Origin of the sequence: Campylobacter sp. W0014, assembly GCF_020135975.1 — a bacterium.
Classification (GTDB): Bacteria; Campylobacterota; Campylobacteria; order Campylobacterales; family Campylobacteraceae; genus Campylobacter_D.
Genome location: NZ_JACHTR010000015.1, coordinates 24056 through 37373 on the forward strand (window position 1 = coordinate 24056; position 13318 = coordinate 37373).

Sequence of the window (13318 nt, forward strand, 5' to 3'; positions counted from 1 at the left end):
TACTTAAATTCACATTATTTCAAACCATAACAGACATATAAGAATTAAGTATTTTATTTAAATTCGCTTGTTTTTGGCGACGATCTAAAAAATGATCTATAGAACTAGAACGCATCGTATTTGCTTTATCTATCCTAGAAACATCCTGACTTTGTTTTTTATATTCTTCTTTTAAATCATTAAAATCATTTTTTATTTGATCAATATAAATTTGAAAAATTGAACTTGAATTAGCAAATTCTTTCAAATCCATATCTTTTTGATAATTAATATATTGTTGAAAAAATACAGAAAGTTTATCTTTAGAAATGGTTTTTTTATTGACTCCATTGACGTAAAGATACAAATCAAAACTCATTTTTTCTTCATTATTTTTTTTAATATAATCTTCAATATTCATTTTTCCATCAAGAAGTTTTTGCAAATTCTGGCGAGAGCTGATATCTAAATTAACTGGTTTCATAAAAAAGTTAAATTCATTTTCATTTTGAGTCTTAATATCCTGATAAATAAAATTCATCAAAAGCCCAGATTTTGAAACTTCTGAATTTTTTGTCAAATAGGGTTTTAAAATTTCATTAGAAGAAGTGTTATTTAAAGTTTTATCAAAATGAAAACTTATAACTTTATTATCAAGCATCAAAGTATTAAGATGAGTATTTTTATCTATTGCAGAATTTAGCTCTTCCTGATTGTCATAAATTCTTGTGATTTTGCCCAAAAACTCTCCATTTTCCGTAGAAAAGCCCGCTGAAAGCTTTGAAATGTTACTGCGACTTAAATTAGCATTATCATCTTGTATAAATTCACTATTGATAGCTTTTAAAGAATTGTAATAACTATTTAAAAGATAAGGTAAATCTATTTTATTATAGTTAAAATTTTCATCCTGTTTTGCCAATTCTTTTGCTATATTCCTAACACTTTTAATATGAATATTATAAGATTCTGGAATATTAGCTATTTTATTTAGATCTTTATCAAAAAAGCCTTCTTCGTTAGTTCTAAAACCAAACTCACTTGCATAACTTATATTATTAAAAATGTAATTTAATTGTTCTAAATGTTGATCCTCTTTCAAATTTGAAATTTCTCTATCCTTGATCAAATTCAAAGCAGAACTATTATTTAAAGGATTAGACAAAGCCAAATTTTGATAAGGATTTGCCGAATTTATTGTCATTGTTTAATCTTTCCAAAAATATTGCTATTTTTTACAAGCAAAAGGTGTGCCAAGTTTATAAAACGATAAAAATTCAGTCAAAAATCAGTAAAAATTTATTATCATTTAACTTTTCTGAATTTTTTGGAAAAATAAATTTTATCCGAAAGGAAAGCGTATGCCAAAGATGAAAAGCGTTAAAAGCGCTGTTAAACGCTTTAAGGTAGGTAAAAACAAAATCAAAAGAGGTTCAGCATTTAGAAGCCATATTTTGACTAAAAAACCTGCTAAAAGAATGCGTGATCTTCGTACAGCTAAATACGTTCATAGCACAAATGTAAAAGCTGTAGAAAAGATGTTAGGAATTTAAGTTTTTGACCGAAGTCATTCAAACTCCCCTTAAACAAAGAAAGTTAAGGGCAAGCTCCAAAATTTGGACGCCACTTTATGAAAGGAAATAAAAATGGCAAGAGTAAAAACAGGTGTTGTAAGACGTCGCAGACACAAAAAAGTTTTAAAATTAGCGCGTGGTTTTTATAGCGGACGCCGCAAACATTTTAGAAAAGCAAAAGAACAATTAGAAAGAAGTCTCGTCTATGCTTATCGTGATAGGCGTCGCAAAAAAAGAGATTTTCGCCGTCTTTGGATCGTGCGTATCAATGCTGCTTGTAGATTAAATGATTTAAGCTATTCAAGATTTATAAATGGTCTTAAAAAAGCAGGCATTGAGCTTGATAGAAAAATTTTAGCAGACTTAGCAATGAACGATGCTGCTGCATTTTCAAAAATTGTAGAGGCTGTTAAAAAAGCGCTTTAATCCAAGATTATTTTCTTGGATTACCCCCCCCCTCTAAATTTAATTTTACCAAAACATTTTCATAAAGTTTTAATTCATTTAAATTTTCGTCCAAATAGCCACCTGTGTCACTTTTTTGTTCGAGTTTATCTGAAATTTCTTTCCCTAAACTAATAAGATTAGAAATGGTTTTTGAAAATTCATTTGATTTATCTCTGATAAAATTCATTTCTTGAGCGCTAGAATTAGAGCTTTTGGCAATAGATTGTATAGTTTGAATTACTAATTTTATCGCTGCTTCCATCTCTATCAAGCTTGTTTGGGTGTTATCAGAAAGTTTTCTTACCTCATCTGCAACAACAGCAAACCCTCGACCTAATTTTCCAGCTCTTGCAGCTTCTATTCCTGCATTCAAAGATAAAAGACTTGTTTGCTCAACAATACTAGAAATTAAGTTAAGCATTTTATTAAGCTGATCAATATTTTTAAAAGAAGATTGGATTTCTTTTTCTAGATTCATTTTTTCTTTACTTTGATACAAGTTGTATTCTAAATAATGAATAAAATTCATAAAATTTTCATCAATAGTTAAGAGACTCTCTTTAATACTTTGAAAATCTTTGAAAATTTCTTTAAAGATATTGGAATTGTTATTTATACTAACAGTAGTATTTTTTAATCTATCTAAAACAAGCTTATTAACTTTATTGATAATCTCAAGTTTTTGCGCTTTAAGGCTAAGATAATAATACTTAAAGTCGCTATATTTATTTACAAAAGTTTGCATATAAACTGGATCAAATTCGGTTTCTTCATCCACTTCATAAAAGAAGATCGCCACCAAACTTTTAAAAATTCCTACTCCATAAATTTCCCCAAAACAAGAAAAACCTACGATAGGAAATTGATTTAATTTAATATCTTTTATAAATTTACTGTTTTGAAATCTTCTTAAAATACAATCGTTAAAAATTGCTGCCATAGGTTTTATATTAGATTTATTTTGAATAAATTTCTCATAATCTTTTTCAAGATCTTTAATAAAATCGGTTCTTTTTAATAAAACAATTTCTTGACCATTGGTTATTTGGCCGTAACTAAGCAAAACTTTATCGGAAATAATTTTCATAGGAGAAATAAAATAATCATTGCTGATTTTAATACCTAAAGTATAATCTTGAGCTTTAACCTTCAAACCTTCAAGATCGCAAGAAAAATGTTTGCACAAAGCTTCGATCGCATTTACAGATTGAAAAGTTTTTGTATCTAAAAATTCATATACCAGTCTATTTTTAGGATCAGTATTTAAAACTGTAAATGTTGTATTTTTATCATGATTTTCTGAAAAATTTTGTGATTTCATAAAATCAAAGCGATATTTTGACTTAAACTGAATATGCATACTAATTGCATGATGCTCTAACATTTCATAGTTATAAACAATACATGTTCCCTTAAGATTATCCAAATCTCCACTTGCACCAGCTCCTAAAAGAGTGCAAGGATATTGAGCATACTTATAAAGCATTTCTATAACCATGCTTTCACTTCCACTCACTCCATTATGGATTAAATAATGCAAAGTGTTGCTACAATGTGCTCTAAAAGGGATATGCATAGATGCAATTTCCTTTTCTATATAAACTCTTCTTTCTCGATGGTCTTCAATATTATCAAAAAGATTAATCTTATGAATATACAAATTTTCTATCATTTCGTTTCCAAAAAGAATCAAAGCAATCCCTTGAACATTATGCAAATAAGGATTATCAATAATTTGTTTATTTTGATTGATATTGCATAACAAATCAGAGGCAGAAACCAAAACCAATTCACATTCTTGAGGCAAATAATTTTTTATCTTTGTTGCTATATTTTTTAAATCAAGTTGATAAGAAGCAAAACCTATAGCTAACTTGGCTTCAAATTTCACATGACTTAAAATATTCTCAATTTCATCCTCTAAAAAATAAAGAGTTTCTAAAGGTTTTACTTTAATTGATTTTTTTTCATTTTTTTTAAAAAAGTTGCGAAACATTAAATTAACCTCTATATTTTTATTTTTCTTAAATTAAAGAAAGAATAAATAAATTTTAAAAATTTATAATAACGATGTTTAATTGTAATAAAATTTTATTAATGATAAAAATTATAAAATTTTATATACTAAGTAAATTAAATTTTGGCTATAATATATCCTAAATCAAAAATTTTGTAATTTATTTTAGTCAAGGAAATTCTATGGCATCGGATATGAATGAAATTTTATTACAAAGTGTTGAAGTTCTGCCTTCTTTGCCTGACACCATCAGCAAATTAAGAAAATACATTGAAGAATCAAGAAACAATCTAGAAGTCAGTAAAATTGCTGATATTATCTCAAGCGATCCTTTAATGACAACCAAACTTTTACGTCTAGCTAACTCTCCTTTTTATGGTTTTTCAAGAGAAATTACCTCTTTAAATCAAGCCGTATCCTTACTCGGAATAGGAAATATTATCAATACAATTATGGCAGATTCTATTAGAGATAACTTTAAAATTGATGTTTCTCCCTATGGTTTAAATACTAAAGATTTTATAAATAAATGTAGCGAAGAAACTGCTTTTATTACCGATTGGCTTATTGAAGAAGACAAAAAATTATCTCATTTTTTAGTTCCCTGTGCTTTGATATTAAGACTTGGTATAGTTATTTTTTCTAATTTTTTAATCCAAAACAATAAAGACGCCGAATTTTTAGAATGTTTAAAAAAAATAAATTTTAGAGATCTTTCATTGGTGGAAAATAAATTCTTGGGAGTTGATCACATTTCCTTTTTAGGTTTTTTACTTTATCGTTGGAATTTTGATGATATACTAACAGAAACCATTTGTTTTATAAGATCTCCTCATGCAGCACGCAATGAAGTTAAAAAATCAGCTTATGCTTTAGCCGTCATTGATCATTTATTTATGCCACATAGAAGTTTTTCTGTTTTTAACGTAAAAGCCTCTATTGCCTTAATTGAAGAAGCTGGAACACAAGGTGTAAAATTTAATTTAGATAATTTTATTTCAAAACTTCCAAAACAAATTAGAGAAGAAATAGAAAAAGAAAGAAAATAAGCTCACTTTTTCTATATTTTTAATGAAAAGCATTGTTTTACCTCCTAATGAATTTCTAGATCATTATGTTTTAAATGCCGAATTTCATCGTTTGGTCGGCATTTCTAAAAATGCTTATAAATTTTGGAAAAATGTAGAAATAGGCAGATATCAAGGAACACGTATTGTTTTTTTACATAAAAATTCCATCCTTAAAAAATATCAAGATAAATTAAAACTATGCACAAATTTAAACGGCTTTGTCTTAGCCAGTGCTTTTTGCTCTTTTACCACTCTTGCTCCTTCACATTTGGTAAAAAAGAATGATTCTTCTATTTATAAAATTTTAGAGCTTAAAGAAGTACAGGGGATTAAATTTGTAAATTTAAAAAAATTTTATGATTTTTTAGGGCTTGATTACCATCAGCATATCTATATAGAAAAATGCCGTTTTTTTAGTCCAGCCCCTTTTGAAAAACGTATAAAAATTACTGATAGTATGTGCGTTGGATATTATTAAGAGGATGAATTTTAATCCATTTCATAAAACTCATCCTCATCTGATTCATCATCATAGGAATAATCATCGTCATCATAATTATAAGATCGATGATTAGTAGGTGCATATTCTTCCTCTTCTTCATAAGCATCATAGTCTAAATTTTCTTCTTCATTTTCCATGATTTTCTCCTAAAATTAAAATTATAAAATTATTTTAACTTAAATTTGTTTGCTTTTGATATAATTTTTTGAATTTTTTAAAAGGTTTATTTATGAATTTAACTCATTTAGATGATAAAAATCGTCCAAAAATGGTAGATGTAAGCTCGAAAAATATCACTCAAAGACTTGCTAGAGCAAGCGGGATAATAAACATGTCTCAAGAAGCCTTTGAAAGCATTAAAAACAATACAGCCAAAAAAGGGCCTGTTTTGCAAACCGCAATCATCGCGGCTATTATGGGGGCAAAAAAAACAAGTGAATTAATTCCTATGTGCCATCCTTTAATGCTTTCTAAAATTGAAACAGATGTGATTGAATTTGAAAAAGAATTTGCCTTTAAGCTCATCGTTACGGTTAAATGTGAAGGAAAAACTGGAGTTGAAATGGAAGCTTTAACAGCAGTAAGTATAGGACTTTTGACTATTTATGATATGGTAAAGGCTATTGACAAAACTATGAAAATAGGCGAAATTGTTCTTGAAAATAAAGAAGGAGGCAAAAGTGGTCAATTTGTGCGATCTTAACAAAGAACCTATTATTAACTATCCAACATTTTGGGATTATAAAGTTATTTTTGATACCCATGTGCATGTGGGTAAAGTTTTTGAAAAATTGCTCGGTCAAAGAGAATTTAAATACAAACATTCTAATGCAAGTTCTAGTGGAAAATATCAAAGCTTTTTATTAAGCGTTTATGTTGATAGCAAACAAGATCGTCTTGATATTTTTGAAAAACTTAAGTCCGAAGCTAAATTTGTTATTTAAGGAAATTTATGAAAAATACTTTAATCATTTTTGAAAATTCTCTATCAAATCTTAGCAAAAAAGAAGCTAAAGATTTACTAGAAGATCTAAGTTTTAATCTCGCTTACAAGCAAATCACGCATAATGCTCATTATACTCAAAAAATTCTCAATTCTCTGTTGGTTGAATTTTTAAATATTTTAAAAAAGCTTGATTTATTCGATGATGAAAATGTTACAAAAATCATTAAAGCTTTAGTAAAAGCTAGCATTCAAGACTCTCAAAATACTCTTTATGATTATATGAATGAGATTGAAATTTTAAACAAGCAAATTGAAAATCAAAAAAATTCCATAAAAAATCAAATCAGCAATCATTTTTTTGAATTTGAAAATATCTTACAAGAACATCTTGACAATCAAATTTGTAGCAGCTTAAATGATGCGATCTTATTTGATATAGAAATGCTTGGGATCTTAAAAGAAACAGCTGAAAGTGCTTTTTTAATCACCTTAGAAAAAGCTGAAGATATAGAACTTACAAGCAAAGAAATTGCTAAAAATCTTGTTTATAATGCCATCTGTGAAGCGCATTTTGAGAAAGAACGTATCTTAAAAATTTCAAGCATTATTTTAAATAAAGCTTTTGAAATTGCTAATGAATCGATGGCTTATGCCAAAGATCTTTGTTTGGGTGCGATCAAAGGTACACGAGATGGAATTTCTTTGGCTATGGAAAAATTCAAATCCTCCCTGAATTATGCAGCCTTTGAAGAAGATATTAATTTAAAAAGTAAAGAATTAATTGGCATAGAAGATGATTTTATCGCACTTTTAAAAAAAGAGATTAAAAAGCAAAGCAATCCTGCTAAAGAAATAGTTGAAAATTTACTCGAATACGAACTTGATAATCTTTTTGCCAAATTCAAACGCCTTGCAAGTGAAAGCAGAGAACAGTTAATCTTGGTTTTAAACGATATCAAAAAAAATCCAAAAATTAATGATTTTAACAGACTAACTCAAAGCAAACTTCATCGCTTAAAGCAAGAAATTTATGAACTTGAAAATATTGCCAATGAAAAATACAAGGATATAAATTCCAAAAAAGCAAAAAAATTAGGCATCAGACTTTGGGAAAAAGCCAAAAATTTAATCAAAAAATAATATCCTATTTTTAGGATATTAAATATCTATTTCTATGCCAACTGGAGCATGATCTGATCCAAAAATATCATCTCTTATGAAAGCATTTTTTAATTTACTTTTTAAATTATTAGAAATGAAAAAATAATCAATTCTCCAGCCAACATTTCTTTCCCTTGCTTTCATTCTATAACTCCACCACGAATACTTTTCCTTAATATCTCCATTGATTTCTCTAAAAGTATCCAAAAAGCCGAGCTTTAGCAAATCATCAATCCAAGCTCTTTCTATAGGCAAAAAACCTGAAGTATTTGCATTGGCTTTAGGATGTGTTAAATCAATCTCGCGGTGAGCTGTATTGACATCACCACAAATGATAATTTCTTTGCCTTCATCTAAAAGTTTTTGAAGATAGACTAAAAAATCCGCATAAAATTTCATTTTAAAATTTAAACGTTCTTCATCTTTTTGCCCATTTGGAAAATAAATATTAAAAAGCACTACATTTTTAAATCTATGCTCCAAAACCCTTCCTTCATCATCATCAAAAAATTCACACTTTTTTACTTCACAATCAAAATTACAAAGGCTCATAACACCAGAATATCCCGCCCTTTTAGCAGAGTTAAAATGCATATGTTTAAAAGGAAATTCATAAATTCTTTTAGGAAATTTATCTTCATGGGCTTTAATCTCTTGAAAACCTATAAAATCAATATTTTCTTTTTCTATCCAATCAAGTGCGTTTTTGTCGCAAATTGCTCTTAAGCCATTGACATTCCATGACAATAATTTCATTGTTATCCTTAATAAAATAATAATTTCAAAATCATAGCACAAAAATTAATTTTTTACAGGTGATTAAACAAACTTTTATATAATAAATAATCTATATATAAGGCAAATTTAATGTTTAAACTCACTTGGCTTCAATTCACACTTTTAAATTCTTTGTTGATTGTAGCACTTAATTTTAATTTATTTCATTTTGTTTATGAAAAAAGCTCTCAAAATTTTTTCATCACTCTAAGTTTCATTTTGATTTATTTTGGTTTTGTGCATACTATTTTTTCTTTGATTTTTATCAAATATTTGAGTAAATTTTTTTCAATCTTTTTTATTTTAGCATCTTTTTTAAGTATTTATTTTATCAGTTTTTATGGAATTCTTATCGATTCAAATATGATTCAAAATGCTATGCAAACTGATGTTAAAGAAGTAGAGGATCTGATCAATTTTAAGCTGATAGTCACTATAGTTTTAGCTTTAATTTGTATCATTTATATTCTAAAAGTCAAAATTGATTACAAATCAATGAAATCTCACCTTAAAACTAAATTTATCAATATTTTTTTAGGCTTGGTTTTTGTTTTTGCAATTTTCTTTCCGCTTAGTAAAACCTTTATTCCTTTTGCTAGAAATTACAATGAAATAAGGATGTATAACACTCCTTTTTATCAAATTTATGCCCTATATCGTTATTATATCCTATTTGTTCAAGCTAAGCCTCAATTTAAAGCTATAGAAAATGACGCTTATAAGGATGATAATCACACCAAAAAGATTTTAGTTTTAGTAGTGGGAGAAACTGCAAGGGCAGCAAACTACTCACTTGATGGCTACACAAAAAATGATACGAATTTTTATACCAAAAAAGACAATGTTGTATTTTTCACTCAAGTATCTTCTTGCGGAACAGCAACTGCTGTTAGTTTGCCTTGTATGTTTTCAGTTTCAAAACGAATTCACTTTTCAAATAAAGAATATCAGGAAAATGTTATCGATATACTCAATAAAAGCGGTGTCGATGTTAGCTGGATAGACAATAATTCAGGAGGTTGTAAAGGGGTTTGCAACCGATTAAAACAAAAAATTCAGCTCTCAAGCGGCTATGATGAAGATTTGTTAGATCCATTAAAAAACAAATTAAATAAATTAAGCACTCAAAATATTATTGTTTTGCATTTACAAGGCTCTCATGGTCCAGCTTATTACAAACGCTATCCTAAGGAATTTAAAAAATTTAATCCCACTTGCGATACAAATGATCTATCAAAATGCAGTGAAGATGCTTTGGTAAATACTTACGATAATACTTTACTTTATACAGATTATATTTTAAGTCATATTATCTCTCTTTTAAAAGAAAAAAAAGGTTATCAAAGTTCTTTATTGTATCTTTCTGATCATGGAGAAAGTTTAGGCAAAGATGGAATTTATTTGCATGGTATGCCTTATGCTTTTGCACCAAGCACACAAACTCATATTCCTATGATTTTTTGGAGTAATGACAATGAATTTATGAATTTGGCTAAAAAACATAAAAATTTAAAGCTTTCTCAAGATAATCTTTTTAGCACACTTTTAGGTTATTTTGATATAAGAACTCATATTTATGAATCAAATTATGATTTATTTAATCCTAAACTTAAGGCAAATCCATGAAACCAAAATACCACATTTTAAATAACGCCAAATACGCCCTAGAAGGGATCATGGCTTTATTTAAAAATGAGATGGCTTTTCGCATTGAAATTTGTATCATCATCCCTGCTATTTTAGTCAGCTTTTTTTTAAAGGTGAGTTTAATAGAACATCTCATTTTAATAGCGGTTTTAATTTTAATCTTAATCGCAGAATCTTTTAACTCAGCCATCGAAGCTTGTGTAGATCTTATAACCGATAAATGGCATCAAAAAGCAAAAATCGCCAAAGATTGTGCAAGCGCTGGAGTCTTTTTTAGTGTGATTTTAGCGCTTTTTGCTTGGATTTTTATCCTAGTGGATTTAATATGAATTTTGAAAAATTAATGTGTGGTATTTTTGGAAAAAAACGCTATGAACTTTTAAAATTTTTATGCGAAAATGCTGATGAAAATGGCTTTATCATGATAAAAATTAGCGAAATTCAAAACAAACTCGATCTTAGCAAACCTACCGTCATTGCCACTTTTAAATTTTTGGAAGAAAAAAAGCTTTTTAGGCGTCTTAAAAATGGTTTATACCAAATTTATATCAAAGAAGAAATATAATTTAATTTATCTTTTTTGTATATTTTGATAAATTTAAGCAATTATTTTTTTATAAAAAAGGAGAGATAATGACGCTAAAAAATCCTTTAGATATGCATTTGCACTTACGCGATGAAAAAATGCTTGATTTAGTGGCACCATTTAGCGCAAAAGATTTTAAAGCTGGCGTTATCATGCCAAATTTAATCACTCCAATCACAGATATAAATTCTTTAAAATCTTACAAACAAAGGATTTTAAAAGCTTGTGAAAATGAAGATTTTACCCCTTTGATGACTTTATTTTTTAAAGAATATGATGAAAAATTTTTAGAAAATGCAAAAGATGAAATTTTTGCCATCAAGCTTTATCCTGCTGGCATTACTACAAATTCAGACAATGGAATTTCAAGCTTTGATATACAAAATTTAAAACCCACTCTAAATGTAATGAGTGAGTTAAACATACCTTTGTTAATCCACGGCGAAACCAATGATTTTGTTATGGACAGAGAAGCAAATTTTGCAAAAATTTATGAAAAATTAGCTCAAAATTTTCCAAATTTAAAAATAGTCATGGAGCATATTACCACTAAAGTTTTATGCGATTTACTCAAAGATTATGAAAATTTATACGCTACTATAACTTTACATCATTTAATGATCACTTTAGATGATGTTGTGGGCGGAAAAATGGATCCGCATTTATTTTGCAAACCAATCGCTAAGCGTTATGAAGATAAAGACGCGCTTTGCGAACTTGCTTTTAGTGGATATGAAAAAGCTATGTTTGGAAGTGATAGTGCGCCACACCCACTACATACTAAAGAATGTTGCGGTTGCGCGGCTGGAGTTTTTAGCGCACCTGTTATTTTACCTGTTTTGGCTGAACTTTTTGAAAAAAACTCAAATGAAAAAAATTTACAAAAATTTATTTCAGATAATGCTTGTAAAATTTATGATTTTAAATTTGAAAAAGACAAAATCATAAATTTAGAAAAACAAGAATGGCAAGTACCGCAAAAATACGGCGATGTGGTGCCTTTCATGGCGGAGAAAATTTTAAAATTTAAACAAAACTAATTTAGAATTGGTTTTGTTTAACAACATCAATCTAATGCTCTTAAAAAATTTTATCAAAATTATCTTTTTAATTCCTTTCCATGTTAAAAAATAATCTGCAATACACCATACCCATAGCACAATTAAAAATTGCCTATAACAAAAATTCTTTAAATCTGAAATAGATTTAAAGTTAAATAGCAAGAGTATTTTACCCTCACTTGCATTTTTAATTTATCTTGCATAAAAAACAAACTTTAAATAGAATTTTATCTGAGGATACCATTAAAATGGTATTTGAGTCTATAAAATATTTTAATAAAAAATAATTTAAATTGTTTTAAACTTTATTTACTAGGCTATCTCTAATATCAATAATAAGATAAATCATAAAAAAACTCATAAAAAGTGCTATAAAGGACCCTATAAGACAAAATAAACCGAATAAAAATCCAACACTAAACATCATAAAAATAGAATAAATAAAAGCTATAATAAAACTAATAGCAACTATAATATCAAGTATTAATCTTCCAAAGTTGATAACTAAATTTTTAATCATTTTTGGCCTTTTTTTAAAAAATACAAATAAGACATCATTTTATATTATTTTTATTAACTTTGCAAAAAAAATTAAAGCAAAATCTAAAATATAAAAATATTTATATAAACTTATTATTTTTAAAGCTAAGAAATCATAAAAATAATCGGGATTAAATTTTTTTAAAGCTAAATTATTTATAAAATATAGAATAATTTTTACACCAAAAAATATCCTTACATAAGAAAAAATTTAATGATTTTACTTAAAATACCAAAAGTTTGATTTTTGATTTAATAGTCTCTTTAATATTTTCTTTTTTAACTAAATTTCTAAGCTCATCAATTTCTACTTTAACCCCATTCATATCTAAATGCCACAAAGCATTTTCTATGGCCTCTTCTCTTTTTCTTTCCACTATGCGTGTTTCATCAAATACAAATTTATAAAAATTTATATTTTTTTCTAGCAAAAAACTTTCTAAATCTTTTTTATAAAAACCTTTAAATTCGGTATTGAAATGATTAAATATAGGATCTAAAAAATCACTTTTTCTATAATCAGCCCAACCAAGATATATCCTTTGAGAGGCTAAATTTAAAAAAGCTTTAAAGTCATTTTCATTTTGCAAAGCCGGAGACATGCTCAAAAACGCTATATCAAATTTTTCTTGATTTTCTTTATAAAAGCTTTCAAAATCTAAATGGAGTGTTTTAACGTTGTTAGTATTATTTTTTAAGGCATCTTCTTGCAAAATTTCAAGCATGGCCTTAGAGTTATCTACACCTAAAACGCTTTTTGCTTTTTGTGCTAAATGTAAAGTCCAAACACCTGTGCCACAACCTATATCAACGATATTTTTATTTGTAAAATCAATATTTAATTCGTTTAGTTTTTCAAAAGTTTGCTTTTGGATATCGTTTAATTTTCCATATCTTGCATAATTTTTAGCTTTCTTATCCCACAAATTCATATATTTTCCTTAATAAAAATATATAAAATGATAACATAAGATCAATAACTAGCTTTCTTAAGCTAGTTATTGAGTGATT

At 27.4% G+C, this 13318-nt stretch carries 17 protein-coding genes; 11 read left to right on the plus strand and 6 right to left on the minus strand.

Annotated elements, in window-relative coordinates; translation table 11 throughout:
* Positions 1-19 precede the first annotated feature (19 nt).
* On the minus strand, positions 20-1183 hold the full coding sequence (locus H2277_RS05930) for a hypothetical protein (RefSeq protein WP_337201433.1): 1164 nt from the start codon (positions 1181-1183) through the stop codon (positions 20-22).
* A gap of 157 nt (positions 1184-1340) precedes the next feature.
* Between H2277_RS05930 and rpmI the strand changes: the two genes are divergently transcribed.
* Positions 1341-1532 (plus strand): 50S ribosomal protein L35, encoded by a 192-nt coding sequence (gene rpmI, locus H2277_RS05935; protein ID WP_002777995.1) that lies wholly within the window; start codon positions 1341-1343, stop codon positions 1530-1532.
* Between the two features lie 93 nt (positions 1533-1625).
* Positions 1626-1979 carry a 50S ribosomal protein L20 gene (gene rplT, locus H2277_RS05940; RefSeq protein ID WP_200279623.1) on the plus strand — a complete coding sequence of 118 codons (354 nt, stop codon included), beginning with the start codon at positions 1626-1628 and terminating at the stop codon, positions 1977-1979.
* 7 nt (positions 1980-1986) lie between these two features.
* Here the strand turns inward: rplT and H2277_RS05945 are convergent, their stop codons facing one another.
* Positions 1987-3996, minus strand: a complete 2010-nt coding sequence (locus H2277_RS05945) for a methyl-accepting chemotaxis protein (protein WP_337201434.1) — start codon at positions 3994-3996, stop codon at positions 1987-1989.
* Between the two features lie 203 nt (positions 3997-4199).
* Here H2277_RS05945 and H2277_RS05950 point away from each other — a divergent pair, with 203 nt between their 5' ends.
* Together H2277_RS05950 and cheQ are read left to right on the plus strand one after the other, a co-directional pair.
* Complete coding sequence (locus H2277_RS05950) at positions 4200-5066, plus strand: HDOD domain-containing protein (protein ID WP_337201435.1); 867 nt, start codon at positions 4200-4202, stop codon at positions 5064-5066.
* 22 nt (positions 5067-5088) lie between these two features.
* Positions 5089-5565 (plus strand): cheVAW transcriptional regulator CheQ, encoded by a 477-nt coding sequence (cheQ, locus tag H2277_RS05955; protein ID WP_337201436.1) that lies wholly within the window; start codon positions 5089-5091, stop codon positions 5563-5565.
* Positions 5566-5576: 11 nt separating this feature from the next.
* On the opposite strand, the gene H2277_RS05960 is transcribed toward cheQ, so the two are convergent.
* A complete protein-coding gene (locus tag H2277_RS05960; RefSeq protein WP_337201437.1) occupies positions 5577-5726 on the minus strand; it encodes a highly acidic protein in 150 nt (49 codons plus the stop codon).
* Between the two features lie 92 nt (positions 5727-5818).
* Between H2277_RS05960 and moaC the strand changes: the two genes are divergently transcribed.
* From moaC to H2277_RS05975, 3 genes are read left to right on the plus strand one after another with little or no spacing between them, the layout of a single operon-like run.
* Positions 5819-6292, plus strand: a complete 474-nt coding sequence (gene moaC, locus H2277_RS05965; protein WP_337201438.1) for a cyclic pyranopterin monophosphate synthase MoaC — start codon at positions 5819-5821, stop codon at positions 6290-6292.
* Positions 6270-6533, plus strand: coding sequence for a DUF493 family protein (locus H2277_RS05970; protein WP_337201439.1), 264 nt, complete (start codon positions 6270-6272; stop codon positions 6531-6533). The genes moaC and H2277_RS05970 overlap by 23 nt, the downstream gene beginning before the upstream one ends.
* A gap of 8 nt (positions 6534-6541) precedes the next feature.
* Positions 6542-7675 carry a hypothetical protein gene (locus H2277_RS05975; RefSeq protein ID WP_337201440.1) on the plus strand — a complete coding sequence of 378 codons (1134 nt, stop codon included), beginning with the start codon at positions 6542-6544 and terminating at the stop codon, positions 7673-7675.
* Between the two features lie 18 nt (positions 7676-7693).
* Here the strand turns inward: H2277_RS05975 and H2277_RS05980 are convergent, their stop codons facing one another.
* Entirely contained in the window at positions 7694-8452 is a 759-nt protein-coding gene (locus tag H2277_RS05980; protein ID WP_337201441.1) for an exodeoxyribonuclease III, read from the minus strand.
* A gap of 111 nt (positions 8453-8563) precedes the next feature.
* On the opposite strand from H2277_RS05980, the gene H2277_RS05985 reads away from it, so the two are divergent.
* The 4 genes from H2277_RS05985 to pyrC all read left to right on the plus strand — a co-directional run bounded on the left by H2277_RS05985 (position 8564) and on the right by pyrC (position 11746).
* A complete protein-coding gene (locus tag H2277_RS05985) occupies positions 8564-10099 on the plus strand; it encodes a phosphoethanolamine--lipid A transferase (RefSeq protein ID WP_337201442.1) in 1536 nt (511 codons plus the stop codon).
* Entirely contained in the window at positions 10096-10449 is a 354-nt protein-coding gene (locus H2277_RS05990; RefSeq protein WP_337201443.1) for a diacylglycerol kinase, read from the plus strand. The genes H2277_RS05985 and H2277_RS05990 overlap by 4 nt, the downstream gene beginning before the upstream one ends.
* Positions 10446-10685, plus strand: coding sequence for a replication/maintenance protein RepL (locus tag H2277_RS05995; RefSeq protein WP_337201444.1), 240 nt, complete (start codon positions 10446-10448; stop codon positions 10683-10685). The genes H2277_RS05990 and H2277_RS05995 overlap by 4 nt, the downstream gene beginning before the upstream one ends.
* Positions 10686-10753: 68 nt before the next feature.
* A complete protein-coding gene (gene pyrC / locus H2277_RS06000; RefSeq protein ID WP_337201445.1) occupies positions 10754-11746 on the plus strand; it encodes a dihydroorotase in 993 nt (330 codons plus the stop codon).
* Positions 11747-12065: 319 nt separating this feature from the next.
* Here pyrC and H2277_RS06005 read toward each other — a convergent pair whose 3' ends face one another.
* Positions 12066-12287, minus strand: coding sequence for a hypothetical protein (locus tag H2277_RS06005; protein WP_337195960.1), 222 nt, complete (start codon positions 12285-12287; stop codon positions 12066-12068).
* A gap of 244 nt (positions 12288-12531) precedes the next feature.
* On the minus strand, positions 12532-13239 hold the full coding sequence (locus H2277_RS06010) for a class I SAM-dependent methyltransferase (protein WP_337201446.1): 708 nt from the start codon (positions 13237-13239) through the stop codon (positions 12532-12534).
* Positions 13240-13318: the final 79 nt, after the last annotated feature.

Bases quoted from the DNA above. Each gene is read 5' to 3' on its own strand.
- H2277_RS05930 (WP_337201433.1), bottom strand. From the start codon at position 1,183: ATGACAATAAATTCGGCAAATCCTTATCAAAATTTGGCTTTGTCTAAT.
- rpmI (WP_002777995.1), top strand. From the start codon at position 1,341: ATGCCAAAGATGAAAAGCGTTAAAAGCGCTGTTAAACGCTTTAAGGTA.
- rplT (WP_200279623.1), top strand. From the start codon at position 1,626: ATGGCAAGAGTAAAAACAGGTGTTGTAAGACGTCGCAGACACAAAAAA.
- H2277_RS05945 (WP_337201434.1), bottom strand. From the start codon at position 3,996: ATGTTTCGCAACTTTTTTAAAAAAAATGAAAAAAAATCAATTAAAGTA.
- H2277_RS05950 (WP_337201435.1), top strand. From the start codon at position 4,200: ATGGCATCGGATATGAATGAAATTTTATTACAAAGTGTTGAAGTTCTG.
- cheQ (WP_337201436.1), top strand. From the start codon at position 5,089: ATGAAAAGCATTGTTTTACCTCCTAATGAATTTCTAGATCATTATGTT.
- H2277_RS05960 (WP_337201437.1), bottom strand. From the start codon at position 5,726: ATGGAAAATGAAGAAGAAAATTTAGACTATGATGCTTATGAAGAAGAG.
- moaC (WP_337201438.1), top strand. From the start codon at position 5,819: ATGAATTTAACTCATTTAGATGATAAAAATCGTCCAAAAATGGTAGAT.
- H2277_RS05975 (WP_337201440.1), top strand. From the start codon at position 6,542: ATGAAAAATACTTTAATCATTTTTGAAAATTCTCTATCAAATCTTAGC.
- H2277_RS05980 (WP_337201441.1), bottom strand. From the start codon at position 8,452: ATGAAATTATTGTCATGGAATGTCAATGGCTTAAGAGCAATTTGCGAC.
- H2277_RS05985 (WP_337201442.1), top strand. From the start codon at position 8,564: ATGTTTAAACTCACTTGGCTTCAATTCACACTTTTAAATTCTTTGTTG.
- H2277_RS05990 (WP_337201443.1), top strand. From the start codon at position 10,096: ATGAAACCAAAATACCACATTTTAAATAACGCCAAATACGCCCTAGAA.
- H2277_RS05995 (WP_337201444.1), top strand. From the start codon at position 10,446: ATGAATTTTGAAAAATTAATGTGTGGTATTTTTGGAAAAAAACGCTAT.
- pyrC (WP_337201445.1), top strand. From the start codon at position 10,754: ATGACGCTAAAAAATCCTTTAGATATGCATTTGCACTTACGCGATGAA.
- H2277_RS06005 (WP_337195960.1), bottom strand. From the start codon at position 12,287: ATGATTAAAAATTTAGTTATCAACTTTGGAAGATTAATACTTGATATT.
- H2277_RS06010 (WP_337201446.1), bottom strand. From the start codon at position 13,239: ATGAATTTGTGGGATAAGAAAGCTAAAAATTATGCAAGATATGGAAAA.